General features: G+C 68.6%; 21 protein-coding genes, 1 tRNA gene and 1 pseudogene. 17 read left to right on the top strand and 6 right to left on the bottom strand.

Annotation, left to right across the window (positions count from 1 at the left end; all coding sequences use genetic code 11):
• Positions 1 to 2 precede the first annotated feature (2 nt).
• The gene (locus KIV56_RS09990) at positions 3 to 1,229 is read right to left on the bottom strand and encodes an isochorismate synthase (protein ID WP_281536119.1); all 1,227 of its coding nucleotides are present in this window, start codon (positions 1,227 to 1,229) and stop codon (positions 3 to 5) included.
• A 112-nt stretch (positions 1,230 to 1,341) separates the two neighbouring features.
• Here KIV56_RS09990 and ubiE point away from each other — a divergent pair, with 112 nt between their 5' ends.
• The 3 genes from ubiE to KIV56_RS09975 are packed head-to-tail and all read left to right on the top strand — an operon-like array spanning position 1,342 to position 4,653.
• On the top strand, positions 1,342 to 2,079 hold the full coding sequence (gene ubiE, locus KIV56_RS09985) for a bifunctional demethylmenaquinone methyltransferase/2-methoxy-6-polyprenyl-1,4-benzoquinol methylase UbiE (RefSeq protein ID WP_281533330.1): 738 nt from the start codon (positions 1,342 to 1,344) through the stop codon (positions 2,077 to 2,079).
• Between the two features lie 32 nt (positions 2,080 to 2,111).
• Positions 2,112 to 3,182, top strand: a complete 1,071-nt coding sequence (locus KIV56_RS09980) for a polyprenyl synthetase family protein (protein WP_281533329.1) — start codon at positions 2,112 to 2,114, stop codon at positions 3,180 to 3,182.
• A 10-nt stretch (positions 3,183 to 3,192) separates the two neighbouring features.
• Positions 3,193 to 4,653, top strand: a complete 1,461-nt coding sequence (locus KIV56_RS09975; RefSeq protein ID WP_281533328.1) for an FAD-dependent oxidoreductase — start codon at positions 3,193 to 3,195, stop codon at positions 4,651 to 4,653.
• Positions 4,654 to 4,776: 123 nt separating this feature from the next.
• Here the strand turns inward: KIV56_RS09975 and KIV56_RS09970 are convergent, their stop codons facing one another.
• Positions 4,777 to 5,265: a YajQ family cyclic di-GMP-binding protein gene (locus tag KIV56_RS09970; RefSeq protein ID WP_134448794.1), complete on the bottom strand. Its 489-nt coding sequence runs from the start codon at positions 5,263 to 5,265 to the stop codon at positions 4,777 to 4,779.
• A 182-nt stretch (positions 5,266 to 5,447) separates the two neighbouring features.
• Here KIV56_RS09970 and KIV56_RS09965 point away from each other — a divergent pair, with 182 nt between their 5' ends.
• The 3 genes from KIV56_RS09965 to KIV56_RS09955 are packed head-to-tail and all read left to right on the top strand — an operon-like array spanning position 5,448 to position 8,693.
• The gene (locus KIV56_RS09965; protein ID WP_281533327.1) at positions 5,448 to 6,668 is read left to right on the top strand and encodes an efflux RND transporter periplasmic adaptor subunit; all 1,221 of its coding nucleotides are present in this window, start codon (positions 5,448 to 5,450) and stop codon (positions 6,666 to 6,668) included.
• Positions 6,661 to 7,464 carry an ABC transporter ATP-binding protein gene (locus KIV56_RS09960; RefSeq protein WP_281533326.1) on the top strand — a complete coding sequence of 268 codons (804 nt, stop codon included), beginning with the start codon at positions 6,661 to 6,663 and terminating at the stop codon, positions 7,462 to 7,464. The genes KIV56_RS09965 and KIV56_RS09960 overlap by 8 nt, the downstream gene beginning before the upstream one ends.
• Positions 7,461 to 8,693 (top strand): ABC transporter permease, encoded by a 1,233-nt coding sequence (locus KIV56_RS09955; protein WP_281533325.1) that lies wholly within the window; start codon positions 7,461 to 7,463, stop codon positions 8,691 to 8,693. The genes KIV56_RS09960 and KIV56_RS09955 overlap by 4 nt, the downstream gene beginning before the upstream one ends.
• Before the next feature lie 42 nt (positions 8,694 to 8,735).
• On the opposite strand, the gene KIV56_RS09950 is transcribed toward KIV56_RS09955, so the two are convergent.
• Positions 8,736 to 9,248, bottom strand: coding sequence for a hypothetical protein (locus KIV56_RS09950; protein ID WP_281533324.1), 513 nt, complete (start codon positions 9,246 to 9,248; stop codon positions 8,736 to 8,738).
• A gap of 56 nt (positions 9,249 to 9,304) precedes the next feature.
• Here KIV56_RS09950 and KIV56_RS09945 point away from each other — a divergent pair, with 56 nt between their 5' ends.
• From KIV56_RS09945 to KIV56_RS09935, 3 genes are read left to right on the top strand one after another with little or no spacing between them, the layout of a single operon-like run.
• Positions 9,305 to 9,673: a hypothetical protein gene (locus KIV56_RS09945; RefSeq protein WP_281533323.1), complete on the top strand. Its 369-nt coding sequence runs from the start codon at positions 9,305 to 9,307 to the stop codon at positions 9,671 to 9,673.
• Positions 9,666 to 11,108 (top strand): biotin/lipoyl-binding protein, encoded by a 1,443-nt coding sequence (locus KIV56_RS09940; RefSeq protein WP_281533322.1) that lies wholly within the window; start codon positions 9,666 to 9,668, stop codon positions 11,106 to 11,108. The genes KIV56_RS09945 and KIV56_RS09940 overlap by 8 nt, the downstream gene beginning before the upstream one ends.
• Positions 11,062 to 11,868, top strand: coding sequence for an efflux RND transporter periplasmic adaptor subunit (locus KIV56_RS09935; protein WP_281533321.1), 807 nt, complete (start codon positions 11,062 to 11,064; stop codon positions 11,866 to 11,868). Before KIV56_RS09940 ends, KIV56_RS09935 begins: the two co-directional genes overlap by 47 nt.
• A 25-nt stretch (positions 11,869 to 11,893) precedes the next feature.
• On the opposite strand, the gene KIV56_RS09930 is transcribed toward KIV56_RS09935, so the two are convergent.
• Positions 11,894 to 12,913, bottom strand: a complete 1,020-nt coding sequence (locus KIV56_RS09930) for a LacI family DNA-binding transcriptional regulator (protein ID WP_281533320.1) — start codon at positions 12,911 to 12,913, stop codon at positions 11,894 to 11,896.
• Positions 12,914 to 13,081: 168 nt separating this feature from the next.
• On the opposite strand from KIV56_RS09930, the gene KIV56_RS09925 reads away from it, so the two are divergent.
• The 3 genes from KIV56_RS09925 (at position 13,082) to KIV56_RS09915 (ending at position 15,647) form a co-directional block, all read left to right on the top strand.
• Positions 13,082 to 13,163: transfer RNA gene (locus KIV56_RS09925), tRNA-Tyr, on the top strand.
• A gap of 84 nt (positions 13,164 to 13,247) precedes the next feature.
• Positions 13,248 to 14,078, top strand: a complete 831-nt coding sequence (locus tag KIV56_RS09920; RefSeq protein ID WP_281533319.1) for an inositol monophosphatase family protein — start codon at positions 13,248 to 13,250, stop codon at positions 14,076 to 14,078.
• A gap of 291 nt (positions 14,079 to 14,369) precedes the next feature.
• The gene (locus KIV56_RS09915) at positions 14,370 to 15,647 is read left to right on the top strand and encodes a M23 family metallopeptidase (RefSeq protein WP_281533318.1); all 1,278 of its coding nucleotides are present in this window, start codon (positions 14,370 to 14,372) and stop codon (positions 15,645 to 15,647) included.
• 60 nt (positions 15,648 to 15,707) lie between these two features.
• Here the strand turns inward: KIV56_RS09915 and KIV56_RS09910 are convergent, their stop codons facing one another.
• Positions 15,708 to 16,256 (bottom strand): GTP pyrophosphokinase, encoded by a 549-nt coding sequence (locus tag KIV56_RS09910; protein WP_348648560.1) that lies wholly within the window; start codon positions 16,254 to 16,256, stop codon positions 15,708 to 15,710.
• Here KIV56_RS09910 and KIV56_RS19750 point away from each other — a divergent pair.
• Positions 16,171 to 16,521 (top strand): hypothetical protein, encoded by a 351-nt coding sequence (locus tag KIV56_RS19750; protein ID WP_348648375.1) that lies wholly within the window; start codon positions 16,171 to 16,173, stop codon positions 16,519 to 16,521. The two genes, KIV56_RS09910 and KIV56_RS19750, sit on opposite strands and share 86 nt — an antisense overlap.
• A gap of 358 nt (positions 16,522 to 16,879) precedes the next feature.
• On the opposite strand, the gene KIV56_RS09905 is transcribed toward KIV56_RS19750, so the two are convergent.
• The gene (locus KIV56_RS09905) at positions 16,880 to 18,550 is read right to left on the bottom strand and encodes a glycoside hydrolase family 13 protein (RefSeq protein WP_281533317.1); all 1,671 of its coding nucleotides are present in this window, start codon (positions 18,548 to 18,550) and stop codon (positions 16,880 to 16,882) included.
• Between the two features lie 175 nt (positions 18,551 to 18,725).
• On the opposite strand from KIV56_RS09905, the gene KIV56_RS09900 reads away from it, so the two are divergent.
• The 4 genes and pseudogenes from KIV56_RS09900 (at position 18,726) to KIV56_RS09885 (ending at position 24,555) form a co-directional block, all read left to right on the top strand.
• Complete coding sequence (locus tag KIV56_RS09900; protein WP_281533316.1) at positions 18,726 to 19,964, top strand: sugar ABC transporter substrate-binding protein; 1,239 nt, start codon at positions 18,726 to 18,728, stop codon at positions 19,962 to 19,964.
• Between the two features lie 165 nt (positions 19,965 to 20,129).
• Positions 20,130 to 21,752: an ABC transporter permease subunit gene (locus KIV56_RS09895; RefSeq protein ID WP_281533315.1), complete on the top strand. Its 1,623-nt coding sequence runs from the start codon at positions 20,130 to 20,132 to the stop codon at positions 21,750 to 21,752.
• Between the two features lies 1 nt (position 21,753).
• Positions 21,754 to 22,663 (top strand): annotated as a pseudogene (locus KIV56_RS09890) (sugar ABC transporter permease).
• A 14-nt stretch (positions 22,664 to 22,677) separates the two neighbouring features.
• Positions 22,678 to 24,555, top strand: coding sequence for a glycoside hydrolase family 13 protein (locus tag KIV56_RS09885; RefSeq protein ID WP_281533314.1), 1,878 nt, complete (start codon positions 22,678 to 22,680; stop codon positions 24,553 to 24,555).
• Positions 24,556 to 24,599 lie beyond the last annotated feature (44 nt).

Below are 24,599 nucleotides of genomic sequence, written 5' to 3'. Positions count from 1 at the left end.
GGTTAGCCGAAGGCTTCTACGATGGGGCGGAACTTCATACGGGTCTCGGCGAGCTCGCGGTCGGGCTCTGAGCCGAGCACGATACCGCAGCCGGCGTATGCCGTGACGTCCCCGGTCGGCGTGACCTGGGCGCAGCGCAGCGCGATCGCCCATTCCCCGTCGCCGTCCGCGCCGACCCAGCCGACCGGCCCGGCGTACCGGCCGCGGTCGAAGGGCTCGAGTTCGCGGATGAGCGCAAGGGCGGCCTGCGTCGGCGTTCCCGCGACCGCCGCCGTCGGGTGCATGGCGGCGATGAGGTCGAGGGACGTCGATCCGTCGGAGAGGGTGCCCTCGACATCCGTCGCGAGGTGCCACAGGTTCGGGAGCTTGACCGTGAACGGCAGCTCGCTCGTGAGCAGGTGCGAGGTGTGCGGACGCAGCGAGGCGAGCACGCTCTGCACCGCGAAGGCGTGTTCGTCGCCGTCCTTCGCGCTCGTCGCGAGCGCGGCGGCGGCCTCGAGGTCCGCCGCGGCGTCTGCGCCGCGTGAGACGGTCCCGGCGAGTACCCGGGCGTTGACCTCGCCGTGGTCTGCGCGGATCAGGGTTTCGGGGCTCGACCCGACGAGGCCGTCGACGGCGTAGGTCCAGCAGTCCGGGTAGCCCAGTGCGAGTTCGCTGATCGTGCGGCGCAGGTCCGACTTGGCCGGAAGGTGCCCGCGGAGGTCCCTGGCGAGCACGACCTTGTTGACCTCGCCGGCGGAGAGACGCACGACCGCCTCATCGACGGCGGCCTTGTACGCCTCGGGCCGCAGCGTGCCCGAGAGCAGCGAGATGCGGTATTCGGTGCCGAGCGGATGCAGCGCCACCGGAATCTCCGGAGGGGTGCCCCCGGTCGGCCAGATCCGGGTGACCCAGCACAGGCCGTCCTCACGCCCGACGATGACCTCCGGAACGAGGAGCACGCTCGTCTCGGCGGATTCGTCGTCGAAGGCGAAGGTGCCGAACGCCAGCAGGCCGGTGCCCGTTCTCGCGAGCGGATCGGTCACCGTGGATGCGGCGACGACGTCCCGCCACGCGCTCGCGGCATCCGTCATGCGGGTCGGGCCCGAGAATTCGAGCCGCAGGGCCGAGCCGAGGCCGGCGAGGCCCTGGTTGCGACGCATCCAGAGCAGCGGCTTCCGGGCGTCGAGAAGAAGGACCAGTTGTCGAATGTCGGCAATGGGAGTGGTTTCAACCGTCAAGGCCTGCACATTCACCTGCCCAGCCTATGCCAGCCGCCGCGGACACCGGCTTCCGGGGGCGATAACCGCCCTATCACCGGCTTCGCAGGATCAGTGGGGAGCGGCAACCTAGACTGTTGGAGTGAACAGAGCAGACCTCAGCAAGCAGCCGGAGCAGGTCGCTGCCATGTTCGATCAGGTGTCGACGCATTACGACCGCACAAACGCGGTTCTGTCGGTCGGAAATGCCGCCCTCTGGCGGCTCGCGGCCACTCGCGCCGTCAACCCGCAGGCGGGCGAGCGCATCCTCGACATCGCAGCGGGCACAGGCACCTCGAGCGTCGCGCTGACCCACAGCGGCGCCCACGTCGTCGCCGCGGACTTCTCCGCCGGGATGATCCAGGTCGGCCGGGAACGCCATGCCGGCAACCCGCTCGTCGAGTTCGTGCAGGCGGACGCCACGGCACTGCCCTTCGCCGACGACGAATTCGACGTCGTCACCATCTCCTTCGGCCTGCGCAACGTCGTCGAACCCCGCAAGGCGCTCGCCGAGTTCTTCCGCGTCACCAAGCCCGGCGGTCGCGTGGTCATCTGCGAGTTCTCCACCCCGCCGAACCCCGTCGTCCGCACCGGCTACTTCGCCTACCTCAACCACGTGATGCCCCGGGTCGTCAAGCTCGCCTCCTCGAACGCGGAGGCGTACGACTACCTCGGCGAATCGATCGCCGCCTGGCCGACCCAGCCCGTGCTCAGCGGATGGCTCCGCGAGGCCGGCTACGAGTCCGTCGCCTACCGCAACCTCACCCTCGGTATCGTGGCACTGCACCGCGGTATCAAAGCCGCCTCCGCGCCCGCGGCCGCGGCTGTCCCGGCCGACTGAAACTCCCAGACCCCAATGGATAGGCTGTCAGAGTGAAACCGAGCGTTCCCCTGTTCCGGCGCGGCTCCTCCGTGACGAGCCAGATCGGCCTCAGCGATCGAATCTTCTCGACAGCGAATGACCGTGGCCTGGCCGCCGGCATCGATGCCGGCCTCGAGCAGGTCGAGGCGAGTCTCTTCGCCGAGGTCGTGTTCGCCGACGAGGTCGCGAGCGTCACCACCCGGTACCTTCTCGAAGCCGGCGGCAAGCGCGTGCGCCCCATGCTGGCCCTGCTCACCGCTCACCTCGGCAGCGGCAACCTGACCGACGTCGTCACCGCGGCCACCGCGATCGAGATCACCCACCTCGCCTCGCTCTACCACGATGACGTCATGGACGACTCCGGTCAGCGCCGCGGCGTCCCGAGCGCGCAAAAGGTCTGGGGCAACTCGATCGCGATCCTCACCGGCGACCTCCTGTTCGCCAGGGCGAGCCAGCTGATGGCCAAGCTCGGCGAGCGGGCCATCCGCCTGCAGGCCGACACGTTCGAACGCCTCGTGATGGGGCAGCTCCACGAGACCGTCGGCCCGCACGACGGCGACGACCCGGTCGAGCACTACATCTCCGTGCTCGCCGACAAGACGGGCTCGCTCATCGCGGCAGCGGCCCAGGCCGGGATCATCTTCTCGGACGCGCCCGACGAGTTCGAACAGCCGCTCGTGAGCTTCGGCGAGAAGATCGGCGTCGCGTTCCAGCTCATCGACGACGTACTCGACCTCTCCCCGCAGCCCGAGGCGACGGGGAAGGTGCCCGGCACCGACCTGCGCGCCGGCGTTGCGACCCTGCCCGTGCTCAGGCTCCGCGAGCGCGCCGGCGACGACCCGGCATCCGCTGCCCTGCTCGAACGCCTCGAACGGGACGTCATGAGCAGCCAGGGCACCCGGAGTGAGGCCGCGGACTCCGCGATCGCCGCGCTCCGTGACCACGATGTGACCGCGCAGACCCTCTCAGAGGCGCACGGCTGGGCACACGACGCCGTGGCCTCCCTCGATCCCCTCCCAGACGGGTCCGTCAAGAAGGCGCTGACCCGATTCGCCGACACGATCGTCGAGCGATCAAGTTAGAAAGGTCGTCATGACCGAGAAGCGCCCCACCGACCAGCGACCCGCGAAGCTACGCCTGGCGATCGTCGGGGCAGGCCCCGCCGGAATCTACGCCGCGGACATCCTGCTCAAGGCGGAACGCAACTTCGACGTCTCGATCGACCTGTTCGACCACCTCCCCGCGCCGTACGGACTCGTACGGTACGGCGTCGCACCGGACCACCCCCGGATCAAGGGCATCATCTCGGCCCTGCGCGACGTGCTCGACCGCGGCGACATCCGCATCTTCGGCAACGTGCGCTTCGGCGAGGACATCACCCTCGACGACCTCCGGAAGCACTACAACGCCGTCATCTTCGCGACCGGCGCCGTGCGCGACGCCGACCTGCGGATTCCCGGCATCGACCTCGTCGGCTCCTACGGCGCCGCCCGCTTCGTGAGCTGGTTCGACGGGCACCCCGACTACCCGCGCACCTGGCCGCTCGAAGCCAAGCAGGTCGCCGTGATCGGCAACGGCAACGTCGCCCTCGACGTGGCGCGGATCCTCGCGAAGCACGCGGACGACCTGCTGCCCACCGAGATCCCGGCGAACGTCTACGACGGGCTCAAGGCCTCACCGGTGACCGACGTGCACATCTTCGGGCGCCGCGGACCGACATCCGTGAAATTCACCCCGCTCGAACTGCGCGAGCTCGGCGAACTGCCCGACGTCGACATCGTCGTCTACGACGAGGACTTCGACTACGACGACGCGGCGCGCGCCGCCGTTGCGAGCAACAAGCAGGTCTTCGTGATCGACAAGGTGCTCGGCAAGTGGCGTGAACGCGCCCACAAGCTCGCCGAGGACCCGCAGGCGGGCGCGAGCCGCCGGCTGCACCTGCACTTCTTCGCCAAGCCCCTCGAACTCATCGACGACGGCACCGGCCGGGTCGGCGGCATCCGCTACGAACGCACCGCGCCCGACGGCCAGGGCGGCGTCGTGGGCACCGGGGAGATCCGCGAGTTGCCGGTGCAGGCCGTGTACCGTGCGGTCGGCTACTTCGGCTCGCCGCTGCCCGGGGTGCCGTTCGACAAGAAGCACGGTGTGATCCCGAACCGCGAGGGGCAGGTGCTCTCCAAGGGCGACCCGTCGTCCGGTGCGGGCAGCGCCAACCAGCAGCTCTACGGCGTGTACGCGACCGGGTGGATCAAGCGCGGGCCGGTCGGACTGATCGGGCACACCAAGTCAGACGCGATGGAAACCGTGCGGCACCTGATCAACGATCTCGGCAACTGGTGGCGCCCGGAATCCCCGTCGGAGGAGAGCATCGTCGCGCTCCTCGACGAACGCGGAGTCCAGTACACGAACCTCGACGGCTGGCACCGCCTCGACCAGCACGAGCAGGCGCTCGGCGCGGCAGAGGGCCGGGTGCGGATCAAGGTCGTGCCCCGCGACGAGATGGTCGCCATCTCCCGCGCCTCAGCGCCAGCAGAAGTGACCGCCTCGGCCTAGGACCCGAGCAGTTCGCTGCCCGCCTCGCCGAACACGGCGAGGTGGGCGTCGACGTCCGCGGCGGTGGTGTCCGGGCTCACCGGCGCCATGTTGTCGAACGGCGTCAAGAGGATGCCCGGATGTCTAGCGGAAGTTGACGAACTGCAGGGCGACGTCGAGGTCCTTGCCCTTGAGCAGTGCCATCGTGGCCTGCAGGTCGTCGCGGCTCTTCGAGCTCACCCGGAGCTCGTCGCCCTGGATCTGGCTCTTGACGCCCTTGGGGCCTTCGTCGCGGATGATCTTGCCGATCTTCTTCGCGTTCTCCTGGTCGATGCCGGCCTTCATCGAGGCCTCGATCCGGAATTCCTTGCCCGAGGCGTACGGGTCGCCCGCGTCGAGGCTGCGCAGTGAGATGCCGCGCTTGATGAGCTTGGACTCGAAGACCTCGAGGATCGCCTTGACGCGCTCCTCCGAGTTCGCCTTCATGAGCACCTTTTCGCCGCTCATCTCGATCGAGGCGCCGACGTTCTTGAAGTCGTAGCGCTGCGCGACTTCCTTGTGGGCCTGGTTGAGGGCGTTGTCGACCTCCATCGGGTCGACCTTGCTGACGATGTCGAACGTTGAGTCTGCCATGACAGCAATGTTATCGGCGGATGCTTCGCCCGGCATCCGCGCCCCATCCCCCGTCGTGTGCGACTCGGCCACCCCGGGGGCTCATCGGCAACTGATAACCGCTGGAGGCCGCGGCCATAGCCCTGCTGCGTACCGTTGCCGACGCGGCAGTCAGAAGCCGCGCACGAGCTATCGAGGAGACCATGAAACGGCCACAGTTTCTCACGCACATCCGCCCACGAACCTGGGTGGTTGCCGGCGTCGTCGTGCTCGCCCTCGCGGGCGGCAGCATCTACTGGTTCGGTTTCGCCGTCCCGGCGAACACCAAGTCCACGGTCGCCGCTCCCATCACCACCGCAGCGAGCCTCACGACCATGCAGAAGACCGTCGACAGCGACGGCACCGCGACCCCGACCGTGAACGACTCGGTGAGCTTCGCCGTGTCCGGCACCGTCACGGCCGTCCCGGTCGCGGCGGGGAGCACCGTGACCGCTGGCCAGGTGCTCGCAACGGTCGACACGCTCAGCCTCGACGCCGCCGTGCTTCAAGCACAGGCGACGCTCGCGACCGCGAAGGCGAAACTCGCCACGAGCGTGAGCGACAGCGACGGCACCACCGCTGCCGTCGCTCAGATCGCGGCCCAGACGGCGTCCGTCGCCGTCGACGAGGCCGCCGTCGTGACCGCGCAGTCCGCGGTCGCCGGTGCGACTCTCACCGCCCCCTCCGCCGGCCTCGTCACCGCGGTCAACGTCGCCGTCGGCGACGTGATCTCCTCGGGCAGCTCGGGAAGTTCAGGTAGCTCGGGCAGTTCAGGAGCGGGCGGCGCCACGACCGCGTCGACCGCCTCGACCTCGACGAGCACGGCCGACTTCAGCATCGTCGGCACCGACTCGTGGTCGCTCTCCCTCGCCATTGGCGAGTCGGACATCGCCAACGTCGCGGTCAACGACCAGGTCGAACTGGCGCTCGACGACGGCACCGCGTTCTTCGGCACCGTGCAGTCCGTCGGCATCCTGCCGTCGACGACCTCCGGCGCGGTCACCTACCCCGTCGTCGTCGCCGTCACCGGAGACCCGGACGGCCTCTACGACGGCGTCGCCGTGACGGCCAAGATCGTCTACGAGCGCCGCACCAACGTGCTCACCGTTCCGAGCGCCGCGGTCACGACCGCAGACGGCGTCTCCACCGTGAAGACCCTGGACGCCTCCGGCACCGCGGTTGCGACGACCGTCACCGTCGGCGAGACCGTCGGCAACGTCACCGAGATCCTCACCGGCATCGCCGAGGGCGACGAAGTCGTGGTCGTGACGTTCACCCCGGGCTCCGGAAACAGCGGCTCAACGACCGAGCGCGGCACCCGACCGACCGGAATGCCTGACGGCGCAACGTTCCCGGGAGCCGGAACGGGGACCAACGGTGGTTGATCCGCTCATGAACCCCGTCTCCGCCAACCCCGTTTCCGCCAACCCCGTCTCCACACACTCGGTCGCGGCCCTGCCCTCCCACCCGTGGACACTCGAGGCGGATGCCGCAGGCCCCGTCATCGAGCTCATCGACGCCGGCAAGACCTACACCTCCGGCACCATCGAATTCGAAGCACTGAAAGGGATCAACCTCGCGATCCACGAGGGCGAATACGTCGCCATCATGGGGCCGTCCGGCTCCGGGAAATCCACCATCATGAACATCCTCGGCTGCCTCGACACCCTCACCCGCGGCCAGTACCGCCTCGGAGGCACCGACGTCGAGGAGCTCGACGAGATCGAACTCGCGAGCGTGCGCAACCAGCAGATCGGCTTCGTCTTCCAGGGCTTCAACCTGCTGTCCTCGATGCCGGCCTGGCGCAACGTCGAACTGCCCCTCGTCTACGGGCACGTTCCCCGCGAGGAACGCAGGAAACGCGCCAGCCGCGCCCTCGAACGCGTCGGCCTCGGCGACCGCCTCGACAACAAACCGGGCGAGATGAGCGGCGGCCAGCAGCAGCGGGTCGCCGTGGCCAGGGCCCTCGTCGGGGAACCGACCATGATCCTCGCCGACGAACCGACCGGAAACCTCGACTCGGTGTCGACCCGCGACGTGCTCACCCTGTTCGACGAACTCAACGCCCTCGGCCGCACGATCGTCCTGATCACCCACGAACTCGAGGTCGCCCAGCGCGCCCGCCGGATCGTCTGGGTCAAGGACGGCGCCATCGTCCGCGACGAGGTGAACGCAGCATGACCTGGATGGAGAGTTTCCGCACCAGCTGGGCCGCCGTCTACTCCCACGCCCTGCGTTCGATGCTCACGATCCTCGGCATCCTGATCGGCATCGCCGCGGTCATCCTGACCGTCGGCCTCGGCCTCGGCACCCAGCTCGACGTGAGCGCCCAGATCAGTTCCCTCGGCAGCAACCTGCTCATCGTCGCCCCCGGCAGCAGCACGAGCACCACGGGAGCCCGCGGCGGCTTCGGCACGAGCGCGACACTCACGATCACCGACGCCGAGGCGCTCAGCTCGACCGTGAACGCCCCCGACATCTCCGGGGTCGCCCCGGAGAGCGCGACCTCGCTGTCGCTCACCGCCAACGACACCAACTGGACCACGACCGTCACCGGAACCACGACGGCGTGGACCTCCGTGCGACAGCGCACCCTCGCGCACGGCTCCTTCTTCACGCAGGCCCAGGCGGATGCCTCCGCCGCGGTCGTCGTGCTCGGCTCGGAGACCGCAGACGAACTCTTCGGCACCCAGAACGTGGTCGGCCAGTCCGTCGTGATCAGCGACAAGACCTTCCAGGTGGTCGGCGTGCTCGCCACGGCCGGTTCGGATTCGTCGAGCAACCTCGACGACGTGGCCATCGTGCCCTTCAACACCGCGGCCACCGACCTCGTCGGCGGCACCTCGAGCAACGCGGTGTCGACGATCTACCTGCAGGCCGCCTCGGACACCCAACTGTCCGCCGCCTACCAGGAGGCCGACGCGCTCCTGCTCAACCTGCACTCGATCTCCTCGACGGACGACGCCGACTTCACCATCAGCAGCCAGGACGCCCTGGTCAGCACCGCGACGGCGGTCTACCAGACCCTGACGATCCTGCTCACCGGAGTCGCCGGACTCTCGCTCCTCGTCGGCGGCATCGGCGTGATGAACATCATGCTCGTTTCGGTGTCCGAACGCACCAGGGAGATCGGCCTCCGCAAGGCGCTCGGCGCCCCGCCCTGGGCGATCCGGCGGCAGTTCCTGATCGAGGCGGCCATCCTCGGGCTGTCCGGCGGAATCCTCGGCGCGGTGATCGGGGTCGTAGCCGCCCTGACCCTGCCCGCGGTGATCGGCAGCTCGATCGTCGTGTCTCCGCTCGCAGTCGGACTGTCCATCGGGGTGGCGATCATCATCGGCCTCGTCTTCGGGGTCTATCCCGCCACTCGGGCGGCCAAGCTCGCGCCGATTGACGCGCTCAGGAGCGAGTAGCCATGCGCGTCAACCGAACCCACGCCCTGCACGCCTCGCCCGTCAGGCAGACCCCGCTGCAGGCATCCGCTTCAGCCGCAGTTTCACGTCCTGTTTCACGTCCATTGGAGACCTCATGACCCGCACTCGACCGACCACCCGTTTCGCCACCAACTTCGGAGTCCTGCTGGCCCTCGGCGGGGTGCTGCTCCTGACCGGCTGCGCAGCGGGGGCGAGCACAGCCGCGGTCCCTGCCTCCTCAGCGGCGCCGGCGTCGACGGGGGCGCCTGCCGATGCGGGCATCAACGGCACCATCGCCGCCGTGGCCGCCGGAATCCTCCAGGTACAGGATTCCAGCACCCAGACGGCCGTGTCGTACACGGCCGCAACGACGATCACCGCGACCGTGACCGGCGTGCTGACGGATGTCTCCGTCGGGCGCTGCGTCACCGTCTTCGGCTTCGCCGCGGCGAGCGGAACGACAGCGGCCACGGCCGCGACGAGCGTGTCCGTGACCGATGCGGTGGACGGAGCCTGCATGACGGGCATCCGCGGCGGCGGGGCCGACGGCACCATGCCGACCGGAGGCTCCGGGCAACGGCACCATGCCGAGTGGGGCCCCGAACGGAACCATGCCGACCGACCTGCCGTCTGGCGCCGCGGGGGCTCCGGGCGGCGGGACCTTCGGCTTCCCGGTCAGCGGACTCGTGACCGCGGTCACCGCCGACTCGATCACCGTCGACGCCGTTGGCATGGGCAGCACGGACACGACCTCGACCGAGGTCACCGTCGCGTCCACGACCACCTTCCTGAACACGGTCGCCTCCGACTCGAGCGCCCTCGTCGTCGGCGCGTGCGCCGTGGCGACCGGCGCCTCGGACACGAGCGGCGGCTTCGCCGCGACCGCCTTGGCGATCTCGACCGCCACCGCGGACGGCTGCGTCGCGCGGTCGGGCTTCGGCGGCGGAGCCCGCCCGAGCGGGAGCACCTCTAATGAGTAGGAGTCCCTTCGGTGCCTCCCGCAGGGCGGCCCGCGCCGAGGCTGCTGCGGCAGCCGAGGCCGCAGCAGCGCTGTCGAACTCTTCGGCGCTCGCCGCCCTCGAGGCCCGGAAGGACCTCGAGGCGCGGAAGGAGGCGACAGAGCCGACCGCCACGTCTCCGGCGACGCTGGGTGGAGCCGGGTCCTCGCCCACGACTGCGAAGTCTGTCACGAAGGCCCGGTCGGCCAAGGCCGTCGCTCAGCGCCGCCGGCGACTGATCGCCCTCGGCGCGGTCACCGCGGTGCTGTGCGTTTCGGGCGGCGGTGTCGTCTACGCCATGAACCGCACCGACAGCGGTCACTTCCGCACGGTTGTGGCCGCGACCGGGACGGTGAGCCAGTCGCTCGCCGTGACCGGCACCGTCGCTCCGACGACCCGGAAGGATGCCTCCTTCTCCGTCGGCGGAACCGTCGCGACGGTCGACGTCGCCATCGGGGCCACGGTCACCGCCGGGCAGACCCTCGCAACGCTCGATGCCACCGATCTGGCCGCAGCGGTCACGAACGCGGAGGCGACAGTCACCGCTGCTGAACAGACCCTCACCGACGATCTTGACTCTCAGACCGCGACCGCGACGACCTCGACGTCTGCGACCGGGTCTGCGTCAACGGGTTCGCCGTCCGGAACGACGTCCGGCAGCATCGCGGGCACAGGTTCGGGAACGGCGGGATCGCCCTCCGGTTCTACCTCGACCGTTCCCGATGCGGCCGTTACGGCGGCCGTCACCGTGGTCACAGCCGCCCAGGCCGCGCTCCTCGCGAAATACACCGAGGCTCAGACCGCGCTCGCCGCGAGCGACGCGACCATGGCCTCTACCGACGAGACCTGTAAGCCGTTCATCGACGCTGCCCTTGACGACGCCGCGACGACCGCGGCCGGCACGAGCTCGACTGACACGGGCACTGGGAGCACGGATGCGGCGGCCACGCCGACCGACACGGCCTCGCCCACCCCGACCGACACCGCGACGCCGGCGCCGACGGCGACCCCTCTCGACGACGGCCGCCGAACGACTCGCCGCAGCGAAGGCCAACCTCGCCGCATGCCAGACCGCGATCACCGCGGTCCTCGCCGGCCAGAAGACCGTCGACGCGGCCCAGCAGGACGTCCTGGCCCTCGTGACCGCCCTCAACACGGCCGTCAGCGGCCTCACGGCCGCGAACGCCGCAACGGCCGCAACCGGATCGATCGGTGCCGGCGCCACGACCGGCAGCACGAACGGCGCCACGACCGGCACCACGACCACCGGTACCGACACCACGGCCGGCCCAACGGCCTCGACGACGGCGGTCACGGCGTCCGGTACGGCCGCGAACACGTCCGCAGTCACCGGTGCGACAGCAACCTCTTTGGGAGGCCTGAACACGAGCTCGACGACCACGGTCGCATCCGCTGAGACGATCGTCGCCGATCGGGCTGACATCGCCGCGGCCGAGGCGCAGCTCGCCATCGCCCGGAAGCAGACCACCCTCACCACCCTCACGGCCCCGTTCGCGGGAACCGTGGCCGCGGTCGCGATCGTCGCGGGTGACGCGGTCTCGGCCGCCTCGAACACCGCCGTGATCACGATCCTCGGCAACGACGGCTACGTCGTCAACTCGACCGTGTCCCTCTCAAGAATCGCGAGCCTCACGGTCGGCCAGACCGCGAAGATCGAACTCGCGACGACGGGAACGGCACTGACCGGGGTCGTCAGCTCCATCGGCATCCTGAACGTCTCGACGTCGTCGACGCCGAAGTACGCGGTCACCCTCGCCGTCGACACGACGGACGCGACGATCCTGACCGGGGCGTCGGCACACGTCACGGTCGCGATCGAGAGCACGGATGCCGTGCTCACCGTGCCGACCTCGGCCGTGCATCGCGACGGGTCGGCGTACACCGTCGACGTGCTCGCCGCCGGGGCATCCACCTCGACGACGGTCACGGTCGGCGCCGTCGGCACCGAGCTGACCGAGATCGACTCCGGCCTCGCGGCCGGTGACGTCGTGATCCTCGCTGACCTGGACGATGCGATCCCGGGTACCGCCGCCGACACGAGCTCGAGCCTGACCGACCTCGGCGGTTCGAGTGGCGGAAGCAGCGCAGACTTCCAGGGCGGACCGCCATCCGGCGACTTCAGCGGCTTCAGTGGCGGTACCCCGCCGCAGGGGTGATCTTCGCGAGTGCCGCCCGTCCGGCTCAGCCCTGGGGCGGGCGGGCGGTGCTCGACCGCACGATCAGGTCGAACGGGATGGCGGTGTCGAGTTCCACGGGATCGTGCTTTCCCGGCTGCAGCTCGTCGAGCAGGATCTCGACGGCCTTTTCGCCCTGCCACTGCGGGAACTGGGCGATCGTGGTGAGCCCGAAGAAGTCGGCGAGCTCGTGGTCGTCCGTGCCGACGACGGACACGTCCCGCGGCACGACCAGCCCGAGGTCGCGCGCGGCGAGAATGCTGCCGATCGCCATCTCGTCCGATGCGGCGAAGATCGCACTCGGGCGCTCGTGCGGGTTGCCGAGCAACTGCTTGGCGGCCTGGTACCCGCCGCGGACCGTGAAGTCCGCGGCCTGGAACAGGGCGGGGGGGGGCGTGATCCCCGCTCCGGTCAGGGCGAGCTCGTAGCCGAGGCGCCGGTTCGTCGGCAGGTGGAAGTCGAGGTCGAGTTCGAGGTTGCCGCCGATGTGCGCGATCCGGGTGTGCCCGAGCGCGAGCAGGTGCTCCGTCGCGAGCCGGGCGACGGCGACATCGTCGATCGTGAGGGTTCGCACGCCCGCGATCGGGCCGCCGATGCCGACGAGCGGCTTCTCGAGCGCGTGCAACCGGGCCACCTCGTCCGGGTTCAGTTCGAGGGAGACCGCGATGACGGCATCCACTCTCTGGCGCAGCAGGAAGTGCTCGAACACGCTGCGGCGTTCGTCGTAGTCCCCGGCGAGGCTGTAGAGGGTGAGGTCGAAACCGCCGCGGAGCAGGGCCTTCTGGGCACCCTCGACGACGTTGGAGAAGAACCAGCGGTCGAGGAACGGCACGACGACGCCGATGTTCTTCATCCGACCGGATGCGAGGCTCGAGGCGTTCGAGGACACGACATAGCCGAGTTCCCCCGCAACGGTCTCGACCCGGAGCCGGGTGGCCGGGGAGACGTGGCCATTGCCGCTCAGGGCGCGGGACACCGTCGCTGTGGACACGCCCGCCTGGCGGGCGACGTCGTCGATGCCGACCATGCGGCTCCTCACAAGTCAGGGGGAAATGGCCCTTCAGCGATCATATCGAGCGGGCGCATCCGCCAGCCGACACCAATGGTTCCGGACGCAATTTCGCACGGGGGCAATTCCCTTGTATTCTGTCTGAGCGTCTCCGGTCAGGTGGTTTCACATGGTCGGGTGCGCAATGGCAAGTTACCCAAGTGGCCAAAGGGATCTGACTGTAAATCAGCCGTCGTAGACTTCGGGGGTTCGAATCCCTCACTTGCCACAACCAATACCCCCGGAAGCCCTGGTTTCCGGGGGTTTTTGCGTCTCCCGTCCTGCCTTCCCCTGCGTCGTCTAGCGTGGAAGCATGACGATTCCCGCCCCGACCGAACTGCTCCGCCTCGCCCAGGACACCGCGCTCGTCGCGGGAGAGCTGGCCGCCAGGCGACGCGCGGAGGGTGTGGAGGTCGCCGCGTCCAAGTCCTCGCCGGAGGACATCGTCACCTTCGCCGACCGGGAGACCGAAAACCTGATCCGGGCGCTGCTCGCCGAGGCTCGGCCGAATGACGGCTTCTTCGGCGAGGAGTCCGCGGCGACCCCCGGCACCTCCGGCCTGACCTGGGTCGTCGACCCGATCGACGGCACCGTCAACTTCCTCTACGGCATTCCCGCATGGGGCGTCAGTATCGCCGTCGTCGAGGGCGACGACCCGGCGACCTGGACAACCCTGGCCGGCGCCGTCTTCAACCCGGCGCTCGGCGAACTCTTCACCGCCTCCGTCGGCGGCGGGTCCCACCTCAATGGCAGCAGGCTCCAGGTGCCGACGGGCGTTCCGCTCAACCTCGCGCTGGTTGGAACCGGCTTCTCCTACCGCGCGGCCATGCGGCTGCGGCAGGCGAACGTCGTGCACGGCCTGATCGACCGGGTTCGGGACATCCGCCGGATCGGTTCGGCCGCGCTCGATCTCTGTTCTGTCGCCGCCGGTCGCCTCGACCTCTATTACGAGCGCGGGCTCAACCCGTGGGACCAGGCCGCGGGCGCGCTCGTCGCCCGCGAGGCCGGCGCACGGGTCGGAGCCTTCGGTGAGGAGCGCGAGGGAATCGACCTCCTGATCGCCGGGGCGCCCGACCTGTACGCCGATTTCGAGCCGATCCTGGCCCCGCTCTTCACTCAATTTATGAGTTCTCAGGAACGGTAGCGCCGCCGCCGCCGAGTGCCCTGCGATTCCGGGGTGACAGCGGAAATCGGGTCCTAACCGTGCCCCCAGGACTGACGGCAAAAAACCCCGCATTGGGGTGTCATTACGTGCAAAGGAATGGAATATTCGAGCCTCGCGAGCTAGCCTGTAGTGATTCGTTACTTTGGCCTGGCCAAGACGACCACGCTCGCCACTGTCCGCCGCGCCGAAAGAATCCACCCGACTTTGTCTTCTCACTCCTCCACATCGCGCGATTCTGCGCGTGCCGCGAGTGACTCCGAAAGCCCGGTAGTGAGCGATTCTTCAGCTCTGGTCCAGCCCGCCCGCACTGCTGTGCCCGTACATCCGGCCGCCCTGACCCGCCGGGAACTGCGCGAGCAGGAACGCCTCGCCGCGGCACCCCTGGCCGCAGCGCACCGCGCAGCAGCAGCCGACGCACCCGCCGATTCCGCCGTGCCGAGCGCCGCCCGACCGGTCGCACTCAACACCGACGCCGTGCAGGTTCTCGCCGATGAACTCGCCGAACCCGTACTCGCCACCGTGACGGTCAACGATTCCGATCGCCTGATCGCGGCCCCCGCCGCCGCAGACGCACCCGTGACCGACCTCGACCAGCTCCAGACGGATGCCGCGGCGGCGACCTCGCTCCCGCAGCCGACCAGGTCCCACGCTCGCGCCGCGAAGGCCGGTTCCCACGGCTCCGCTCGTGCCGCCCGGGCGATCCGGGCCCTCGACGACGCCGGCCAGCCCGTTCGCCCGTCGCGGACCGCGTCACGCGCCCTCCGCAGCGGCACGATGAAGCAGCCGACCCACCGCCCCGCCGCCCCGGCGTCGTCCCAGCGGCCGGCCCCGAAGCTGCGCCGCCTGGCCACGACCGGATTCACCGTCGTCGCCATGGCCTTCGTCGCCCTGATGGCCGTGTCCACCTCGCTTCCCGCAGAAGCCCTGCTCTCCTCGGCCGACGTGCAGGCCGCAGCCCGGCTCTCCACGCAGACCTCGCCGGTCGAACCGGCGCAGACGCTCAGCATGGACGGCGGCACAGACACGATTTCCGTCACGCGTGATGGTTTCGAATCGAAGTCGATCGCCGAGGTCGCCGCTGCGAGCGGCATCCGCATGGAAGCGACCTTCACCAACAACCCGAACGGCACGATCCAGTGGCCCTTCGCGGTCGGCGTGCACATCGGTGACCGGTTCGGCTATCGCAACTGTGCCGGCTGTTCCGCGGACCACCAGGGTCAGGACTTCAACCCCGGCATCGGCGCCCCGATCCAGTCCATTGCCGACGGCGTCGTGAGCTTCACCGAAGACGGCGAAGGCAGCCTCGGCGTGCACATGATCATCGACCACGTCATCGACGGCAAAGTCGTCTCGAGTGTCTACGCGCACATGATCCACGGCTCGATGCTCTTCAAGACCGGCGACGTCGTCAAGGTCGGCCAGGTCATCGGCAAGGTCGGCAACACCGGAATGTCCACCGGCCCGCACCTGCACTTCGAGATCCGCCTCGGCGGCAAGGACGGCGTCCACGTCGACCCGCTCGTCTGGCTCCGCGCCAACACCAACTAGCGCTGGTCGCTGGTCGCTGGTCGCTGGTCGCTGGTCGCTAGTCGGTGACGTCGCTCGTCGCTAGTCGGTGACGTCGCTCGTCCGGCCGCGATCGATGGCCTCGAGCAGGCTCGTCGGCAAGGCGAACGGGGTCAGCCCCGCGATGCTCAGCAGGTCGTCCCCTGTCCGTACGGCGGGTTCGAGAGCGACGACCTGATTGTGCAGGCGCTCCATCTGGATGTCCAGCCGATTGGCGACATCCGCCGCCTCTTTGAGCTCGGCGACGAGGTTCGCCGGAACGACCCCACGGTACTTGTAGAAGATCTTGTGCTCGAGGCTCGCCCAGAAGTCCATCGCCACGGTGCGGATCTGGATCTCGACGGTGACCGGCTCGACCCGGTCGGACATGAACACCGGGATCGCGACGATCAGGTGCAGGCTCTTGTAGCCGTTCGACTTCGGGGTGGTCACGTAGTCCTTGACCTCGAGGACGGTGACGTCCTCCTGGCTCGTGAGCATGTCGAGCACCCGGTAGGTGTCCGAGATGAAGCTGCAGGTGACCCGGATACCCGCAATGTCCTGGATCTGCCGGCGGATGTCCTCGAGGTCGAGCGGGCAGCCCTTGCGCAGGGCCTTGTTGAGGATCCCCTCCGGCGACTTGATCCGGGAGCCTGACGTGCTCGATCGGGCTGTAGTCGTGGATCGACGCGAACTCTTCCTTGAGGATGTTGATCTTCGTCATCATCTCGTCGGTCGCGAACTTGTAGGACATCATGAAGCGCGTGAGCTCGGTCTTGATCTCGTGGTGGCGCGCCTTTTCGGCGTCGCTCTCGGCCTGGAGTTCGGTCAGTGTCGCGTCGTGGGCACCGGTGCGGGCCTCGCCTCGGTTCCCTGAACCGGGCTCGACGACGACGAGGTCGGTATCGGTGCTCTCCTGCTGGACCAGGTCGGTATCCGTGCTCTGCTGGGTGCCGGCGACGCTGTCGGTCTGTGGGGCGGTCACGGTGTGCTCCTTCTGCGGGCGCCGAATCTGCGCCGCTCCCTCAATCCTCCCACTTCGGGGCTGCGGGTCGGCTGGGATGACGCTGGGGGCTCCCGATGACCGACGCCGGCCGGCGCCAACGCGAAATGCAGGACCAGGCGCAGGTTGAGGCTGGGGGAGCCTCAGTGGCGGTCTGATCCTGCATTTCGTGAGCTCGGGCATCCGCCCAGGCGCGCGCACCGTCAGGTGCAGGTGCAGGTGAGGGCGGGAGCTAGGCGCGCAGCCAGGCGGTGGTGTCGCCGGGCAGGGTTCGCCCGGTGAGCGGTTCGCTCGTGAGCAGTACCTCGCCGACGGGGAGGGTGACGGATGCCGCCCCCGTGTTCGCGACAACGGTCACGCTGCCGTTCGTGAACGCGACGACCGCATCGCCGAGCCCGTTGAGCCAGGACACGGAGCCGAGTCCCAGGTCGTGCTCCCGCCGGAGCCGGAGGGCGAGCTTGTAGAGCTCGAGGGTCGACGTCGGCACGCCTTCCTGTACGTCACGGGCGAGTTCGCCCCAGATGGCCGGCTGCGGAAGCCAGCTGGCCGCGGTCGGGCCGAAACCGTAGGACGGGGCCGAGGCGACCCAGGGCAGCGGCACGCGGCATCCGTCCCGGCCGTAGCGCTCGCCGTTGGTGCGGAACCAGGTCGGGTCCTCGCGTGAGGCGTCAGGCAGGTCGACGACCTCCGGCAGGCCGAGTTCCTCACCCTGGTACAGGTAGCTCGAACCGGGCAGGGCGAGCATGAGAGCGGATGCCGCCCGCGCGCGGCGCAGGCCGACGACGGTATCGGGAAGGCCGACCGTCTTCGGGCCGATGCCGTGGCCCTGCAGGTTGTCGCCCGTGAGCGCGAGGCGTGAGGCGTGCCGGACGACATCGTGGTTGGAGAGCACCCAGGTGCTCGGTGCCCCGACCGCGCTGAAGGCGGCGAGGGAGTCGTCGATGACGCGCCGGAGGCCGGGGCCGCCCCAGAGAGTCTCGAGGTAGGCGAAGTTGAAGGCCTGGTGCATCTCGTCGGGGCGCACCCACTCGGCGACGTGGCTGAGCGGGTCGACCCAGGCCTCTGCGGCCAGGATCCGGTCGCCGGGGTACTCGTCGAGCACGAGCCGCCAGTCGCGGTAGATCTCGTGTACTCCGGGCTGCGCCCAGTACGGCGCGGTCGCGGCCGGTTCTGCGACGACGCCGGGCTCGAGGGCGGTTGCCCGCCCGCCCATGCTTCCGCCATCGGCGGGCGGGGTGTAGTCGGGAAGGCCTGCGGCCTTGATCATGCCGTGTGCGACGTCGACCCGGAAGCCGTCAGCGCCGCGGTCGAGCCAGAAGCGCAGCACGTCGCGGAACTGTGCGCGGACCCAGGGGTTCTGCCAGTCGAGGTCCGGCTGGCTCGAGTCGAAGAGGTGCAGGTACCACTGGCCCGGAGTGCCGTCGGCCTCCATGACGCGGGTCCATGCGAGACCGCCGAAGACGGATTCCCAGTTGTTCGGCGGCAGCTGGCCGTTGACGCCCTTGCCGTCGCGGAAGATATAGTGCCCGCGCTCCTCGCTGCCGGGGCCGGCCGCGAGGGCGGCCTGGAACCAGGGGTGGTCACTGGACGAGTGGTTGGGCACGATGTCGACGATGACCCGGATGCCGAGGTCGTGCGCCGTGGCCTGCAGGGTGGCGAAATCGTCGAGGGTGCCGAAGAGCGGATCGACGTTGCAATAGTCGGCGACGTCGTACCCGGCGTCACGCTGGGGCGACGTATAGAACGGTGAGAGCCAGATGGCGTCGATGCCGAGATCCTGCAGGGCGGGAAGCCGGCTGGTAATGCCGGCGAGGTCGCCCATACCGTCGCCGTTCGAGTCGGCAAACGAGCGCGGGTAGATCTGGTAGATAACGGCGGTACGCCACCATTCGGAGCCTGTCATGACCAAAACTTTACTGCATGGAATCCCTCATGAAAGCGTTTGCAGAAATCCATACTTAAACGATTCCGACAAACTTTCAGATACCATCGCGCTTTGAATTGCCAATCAACAGTCCATCGACTAGAAATGTAAACGCTTGCACTTTTGATTTGTTCGTTCTACGAGAGGCACACCAATGATGGTGAAGAAGAAAGCCCTGCTTGCCGCCGGCGCCGTACTGGCGGCCGCGACACTGGCCCTGACCGGCTGTTCGGGTGGAGGGGCCACCTCCACAGCGAGCGCCACCGCCGCCGCCGGAACCGGTAGCCTGACCGTCTGGGTCGACGCCGACCGCGCCCCCGTGCTCAAGGATGCCGCCGCGGCGTTCACCCAGGAGACCGGCGTCGAGGTGAAGCTGGTCCAGAAGGACTTCACGAAGATTCAGGACGAGTTCGTCGCCCAGGTCCCCACCGACAAGGGCCCGGACATCACGATCGCCGCCCACGACTGGCTCGGCAACTTCGTCGCCAACGGCGTCGTGCAGCCGGTCGAACTCGGCGACACCGCCGCCAACTACCAGAAGGTCGCTGTCACGGCGATGAGCGTCGAGGGCAAGACCTACGGCGTGCCGTATTCCATCGAGAACATCGCGCTCCTCCGTAACACCGCGCTCGCGCCGACCGCTCCCGCCAGCTACGACGACATGGTCGCAGCGGGCAAGGCCGCCGGCACCGAGTTCCCGTACCTCGTGCAGCTCGGCCCGGACGCCGACCCGTACCACCTGTACCCGTTCCAGACCTCCTTCAGCGCCCCGGTCTTCGGCACCAACGCCGACGGAAGCTACAACGCCAACGACCTGTCCATCGGCAACGCCGGCGGAGAGGGCTTCGCGACCTGGCTCGGCGCCCAGGGCGCAGCGGGCAACCTGAGCCTCAACGTCACGAGCGACATCGCCAAGGAGAAGTTCCTCGCCGGCGCCTCGCCCTTCCTGATCACCGGCCCGTGGAACGTCCCGGACGCCCAGAAGGCCGGCATCACTGTCGCGGTCGACCCGATCCCCTCGGCCGGCGGCCAGACCGCACAGCCGTTCGTCGGCGTGCAGGGCTTCGTCGTGAGCGCCAAGAGCAAGAACGCCCTCGCCGCGAACGAGTTCCTGGTCAACTACATCGGCAGCGAAAAGGTGCAGACCGCCCTCTACAAGGTCGGCGGGCGGGCCCCGGCCAACACCGCGGCCTTCGAGGCAGCCAGCTCCGACCCGATCACCGCCGGCTTCGGCAAGGTCGCGGCCACGGCCGTCCCGATGCCGAGCATCCCGCAGATGGGCAAGGTCTGGCAGTTCTGGGGCGTCACCGAAGCCGCGATCATCTCCCAGAAGGGTGACCCGGTCGCCCTGTGGCAGAAGATGACCGCCGACATCCAGGCCGCCATCAAGTAACGAAGCACCACAGCACCACAGCATCACAGCATCACAGCACCACAGCACCACAGCACCACAGCACCACAGCACCACAGCACCACAGCACGACGGATGCCCGTCCCCGGCCCCCGCGGACGGGCATCCCCTCACCAGCACCACCTGCACCCGAGAAAGCGGACAACGATGACCACACCACGCACCGAACAGGACGCGGCGCAGCTCCGGCAGACGAAACGCTCCCGGCGGGCCGCCCGGGTCGCCGAGGCCGCCTCCGCCGGGGTCAAGGTGCTCCTCGTCAAGATCGTGCTTCTCGGCATCGTCGACGCGATCAGCGTCTACGCCCTCTTCGTGCTCGTGATGAAGCAGGACTGGGTCGTCGTCGGCCTCGTGGCCTTCGTTACCCTGGTCGTCAACTGGATCTACTTCAGTCACCAGAAACTCCCGGCCAAGTACCTCGCGCCCGGGCTGATCTTCCTCCTCATCTTCCAGATCTTCGTGATCGGCTACTCCGGCTACATCGCCTTCACCAACTACGGCACGGGCCACAACAGCACCAAGGCCGACGCGGTCAACGCACTCATCGTCTCCTCGCAGGAACGCGTTCCCGACTCCCCGAGCTACGGCCTCACCGTGCTCGAACAGTCCGGCGAGTTCAGCTTCCTCGTCACCGATCCCGACGGCGCCGTGAGCGTCGGCTCGGCGACGAGCCCCCTCCGGGTCGTCACAGACGCGACGACGGATGCCGCGGGCAAGGCCACCGGCCTCGCCGGCTACACCTCGCTCCGCTTCGCCGACATCGTCGCCCAGCAGCAGGCCATCGCCGCGCTCTCCGTCCCCGTCTCGGACGACCCGAACGATGGGTCCCTCCGCACCCCGGACGGGTCGAGCGCCTACCTCTACGTCTCCGACCTGGTCTACTCGGCCGCCGACGGCACGATGACGAACAGCAGCACGGGCGTCGTCTACGCCGACAACGGCAAGACCGGCTCCTTCGTGGCGCCGAGCGGTGAGGAACTGCTCCCCGGCTGGAAGGTCGAGGTGGGCTTCGCGAACTTCGTGCACGCCTTCGGCTCCGAGTCGATCCGCGGTCCGCTGATCAGCGTCACCCTGTGGACCTTCGCCTTCGCCTTGCTCTCGGTGCTGACCACCTTCGGGCTCGGCCTGTTCCTCGCGATCGTCTTCAACGACCTGCGGATGCGTGGACGCAACGTCTATCGGGTGGTAATGATCCTGCCGTACGCCTTCCCGGCCTTCCTCTCCGCCCTGGTCTGGGCGGGCATGCTCAACCCGCAGTTCGGCTTCGTGAACCAGGTGCTCTTCGGCGGGGCGGACATCCCCTGGCTGACCAACGAATGGCTCGCGAAGTTCAGCATCATCTTCGTCAACCTCTGGCTCGGCTTCCCCTACATGTTCCTGGTCTGCACCGGGGCGCTGCAGTCGATTCCGACCGAGATCCAGGAGGCCGCGACCGTGGACGGGGCAAGGCCCTGGCAGGTGTTCCGGCTGATCAAGCTCCCGCTGCTGCTCGTCTCGGTCGCGCCGCTCCTGATCTCCTCGTTCGCGTTCAACTTCAACAACTTCAACCTGATCTACATGCTCACCGGCGGCGGTCCCCGCGACGTCACGGCCGGCGTCAACGTCGGAGCCACCGACATCCTCATTTCGATGGTCTACAAGGTCGCCTTCGTCGGCGCGAGCCGCGACTACGGGCTCGCGAGCGCGTTCTCGATCATCATCTTCCTGCTGGTCGCGCTCGTGTCGATCATCAGCTTCAAACAGACCAAGGCGCTAGAGGAGTTGAACTGAGATGCGAATCGCAGCCCCCGAAACCAGTGACCTGTACATCCCGACCAAACGACCGTTCAACTTCGGCCGGTGGTTCTCCCGCACCGGCTGGCGGCACCTCGTCGGCGCCGTCATGGTGGTCTTCTCCGCCTTCCCGCTCCTCTATGTGCTCTCCGCGTCGCTGCATCCGGGCGGCACCCTGATCACCGCGAACGGCCTTTTCAACGAGATCGACCTCGGCAGCTACACGACCCTGTTCAACCTGCCGCAGCAGCCCTACGCCGCCTGGTACGGCAACACGCTCCTGATCGGCACGATCACCTCGGTCTGCACCGTGTTCCTCGGAGCGCTCGCGGCGTATTCCTTCTCCCGCATGCGCTTCCGCGGGCGTCGGGCCGGCCTGCTGATGCTCGTCCTCGTGCAGATGTTCCCGCAGGCTCCTCGCGGTCGTCGCGATCTTCCTGCTGCTCAGCGGCATCTCGGACATCTTCCCCGCGATCGGCCTCGACACCCAGATCGGGCTGATCATGGTCTACCTCGGTGGCGCCCTCGGCGTGAACACCTACCTGATGTACGGCTTCTTCAATACGATCCCCGCCTCGATCGACGAGGCGGCCAAGATCGACGGCGCCGGCCACGCCCGGATCTTCTTCACGATCATCCTGAGGCTCGTCGCCCCGATCCTCGCCGTCGTCGGCCTGCTTTCCTTCGTCGGTACGACCAACGAGTTCGTGATCGCGAGCATCGTGCTCATCACGCCCGAGAAGCAGACCCTCGCCGTCGGCCTCTACCAGTTCGTGTCCCAGGAATTCTCGAGCAACTACTCGGTGTTCGCCGCCGGGGCCGTGCTCGCGGCGCTCCCGGTGATGGCCCTGTTCCTGTTCCTGCAGAAGTACATCGTCGGCGGGCTGACCGCCGGCTCGGTCAAGTAAGAGCACTCGGCACGATGCGCCTGCCGCCCCATGCCGAGCCCCACCACGACGGGTCGCCGCTTTACGTCTCCACCCAGACGCCCGCGCTCGGGGAGACCGTGCGGGTGCGGGTGCGCATTCCCCGGCAGTTCGGCGCGGTCGGCGCCGTGTACGCACGGTCCAACCCCGACCGGGAGCCGCGATTCAGTGCCGCGCACGTGCTCGGCACGCTCGACGGCACTCAGTGGGTCGACGGAGCCCAGTGGTGGGAAGCCGAGGTGCTCGTGGAGAACCCGGTGCATGGCTACCGGTTCCTCCTCACGCTGGCCGACGGCGGCCACGCCTGGCTGAACGCGAGCGGTGTGCACTCCATCGAGACACTCGACTCGGAGGACTTCAAGCTCGTCACGTTTACTCCGCCGCCCGAGTGGGCGCAGTCGACCGTGATGTACCAGGTCTTCCCTGACCGGTTCGGCCGGTCCGCGGAGGCCGACGAGCGGGACACGCCCGCATGGGCCATCCCGGCGGACTGGAGCGACGATGTCGACCAGAAACAGCCCGGTCGGTCGCACCAGTTCTACGGCGGTGACCTCGACGGCGTGATCGACCACCTCGACCACCTCGCCCGGCTCGGCGTCACCCTCGTCTACCTGACCCCGGTGTTCCCCGGCGCGTCCAACCACCGCTACGACGCGGCGAGCTTCACCGAGGTCGATCCCCTCCTCGGCGGCGACGAGGCCCTGGTCAGGCTCGTCGGTGCCGCGCACGCGCGCGGCCTCCGGGTGATCGGAGACCTCACCACCAACCACTCCGGCGACCGGCACGACTGGTTCCGGGCCGCGCACCACGCCCCGGCGGCCCCCGAAAGCGCCTTCTACTACTGGCTCGACGACGAGCACGACGACTATGCCTCCTGGCTCGGCGCGCGCAGCCTGCCCAAGTTCAACTGGGCCTCGGCCGAGCTCCGCCGGCGCTTCATCGAGGGCCCCGACTCCGTTGTCACGCACTGGCTCGAACCGCCGTACAGCCTCGACGGCTGGCGCATCGACGTGGCCAACATGACCGGGCGGATGCTCGGCGACGACCTCAACGCCGAAGTGCGCCAGACCATCCGCCGAACCATGATCGACGTCAACCCCGACACGATCCTGCTCGGGGAGAGCACCAACGACGCCGCGAGCGACTTCCAGGGCGACGCCTGGCACGGCGCGATGACCTACGCGAACTTCACGCGCCCGGTCTGGGGCTGGCTTTCGAAGCCGAACAGCCCGTCGTCGTTCTTCGGGCTGCCCTACGGCACGATTCCGCAGTACACCGGGGTGCAGTTCGTCGAAGCGCATCGTCGCTTCACCGCCGGGTTCCCCTGGCGCACGCGGCTCGCCACGATGAACGCCCTCGACACCCACGACACGCCGCGTTTCCGCACCCACGCCCTGGCCGGAACCGTGCCGGTGGCCTTCGGTCTCTCGGTGACGTTGCCCGGCATCCCGGTGATCTTCGCCGGGGACGAGTTCGGCCTCACCGGAGACGACGGCGAGCATTCGCGCACGCCGATGCCCTGGGCGAGCACGGGGGAGCCGGCCGTCGCGGAGACGATCGACCTCTACGCCGCCCTGATCCACCTGCGAACCGGTCACCCGGCCCTCAACGGAGGCTCGATGCGCTGGCTGCACGTCGACGACGACGTGCTCGTCTTCGTGCGCGAAACGGCCGACGAGTCCGTGCTCGTGCTGGCGGCGCGGGCGCCTGGCGCGGTGTCTCTGCCTGCCGGGGCGCTGACGGGGGCGGATGCCGCGACGCGGCTTCTCGGCGGCGCCGAGCTCGTGGGCGCGACCGGCGGCATCCGCCTCACAGCGCCCGGCCCGTCGTTCACGGCGTGGGCGCTTCCCGGGGTGCTCGTGCCCGTTGGGTGAAACGGTCACGGGGAGGCCGGCGGAGATGATAATGTTTACCGGTT

This window comes from Cryobacterium breve (assembly GCF_027594785.1).
Classification (GTDB): domain Bacteria; phylum Actinomycetota; class Actinomycetes; order Actinomycetales; family Microbacteriaceae; genus Cryobacterium; species Cryobacterium breve_A.
Note: the sequence above shows the minus strand (reverse complement) of the source record. Positions and strands in the feature narration are given on the sequence as shown.

Bases quoted from the DNA above. Each gene is read 5' to 3' on its own strand.
- KIV56_RS09975 (WP_281533328.1), top strand. From the start codon at position 3,193: ATGACCGAGAAGCGCCCCACCGACCAGCGACCCGCGAAGCTACGCCTG.
- KIV56_RS09970 (WP_134448794.1), bottom strand. From the start codon at position 5,265: ATGGCAGACTCAACGTTCGACATCGTCAGCAAGGTCGACCCGATGGAG.
- KIV56_RS09965 (WP_281533327.1), top strand. From the start codon at position 5,448: ATGAAACGGCCACAGTTTCTCACGCACATCCGCCCACGAACCTGGGTG.
- KIV56_RS09955 (WP_281533325.1), top strand. From the start codon at position 7,461: ATGACCTGGATGGAGAGTTTCCGCACCAGCTGGGCCGCCGTCTACTCC.
- KIV56_RS09950 (WP_281533324.1), bottom strand. From the start codon at position 9,248: ATGGTGCCGTCGGCCCCGCCGCCGCGGATGCCCGTCATGCAGGCTCCG.
- KIV56_RS09945 (WP_281533323.1), top strand. From the start codon at position 9,305: ATGCCGACCGACCTGCCGTCTGGCGCCGCGGGGGCTCCGGGCGGCGGG.
- KIV56_RS09940 (WP_281533322.1), top strand. From the start codon at position 9,666: ATGAGTAGGAGTCCCTTCGGTGCCTCCCGCAGGGCGGCCCGCGCCGAG.
- KIV56_RS09930 (WP_281533320.1), bottom strand. From the start codon at position 12,913: ATGGTCGGCATCGACGACGTCGCCCGCCAGGCGGGCGTGTCCACAGCG.
- KIV56_RS09920 (WP_281533319.1), top strand. From the start codon at position 13,248: ATGACGATTCCCGCCCCGACCGAACTGCTCCGCCTCGCCCAGGACACC.
- KIV56_RS19750 (WP_348648375.1), top strand. From the start codon at position 16,171: ATGAAGCTGCAGGTGACCCGGATACCCGCAATGTCCTGGATCTGCCGG.
- KIV56_RS09905 (WP_281533317.1), bottom strand. From the start codon at position 18,550: ATGACAGGCTCCGAATGGTGGCGTACCGCCGTTATCTACCAGATCTAC.
- KIV56_RS09900 (WP_281533316.1), top strand. From the start codon at position 18,726: ATGATGGTGAAGAAGAAAGCCCTGCTTGCCGCCGGCGCCGTACTGGCG.
- KIV56_RS09895 (WP_281533315.1), top strand. From the start codon at position 20,130: ATGACCACACCACGCACCGAACAGGACGCGGCGCAGCTCCGGCAGACG.
- KIV56_RS09885 (WP_281533314.1), top strand. From the start codon at position 22,678: ATGCGCCTGCCGCCCCATGCCGAGCCCCACCACGACGGGTCGCCGCTT.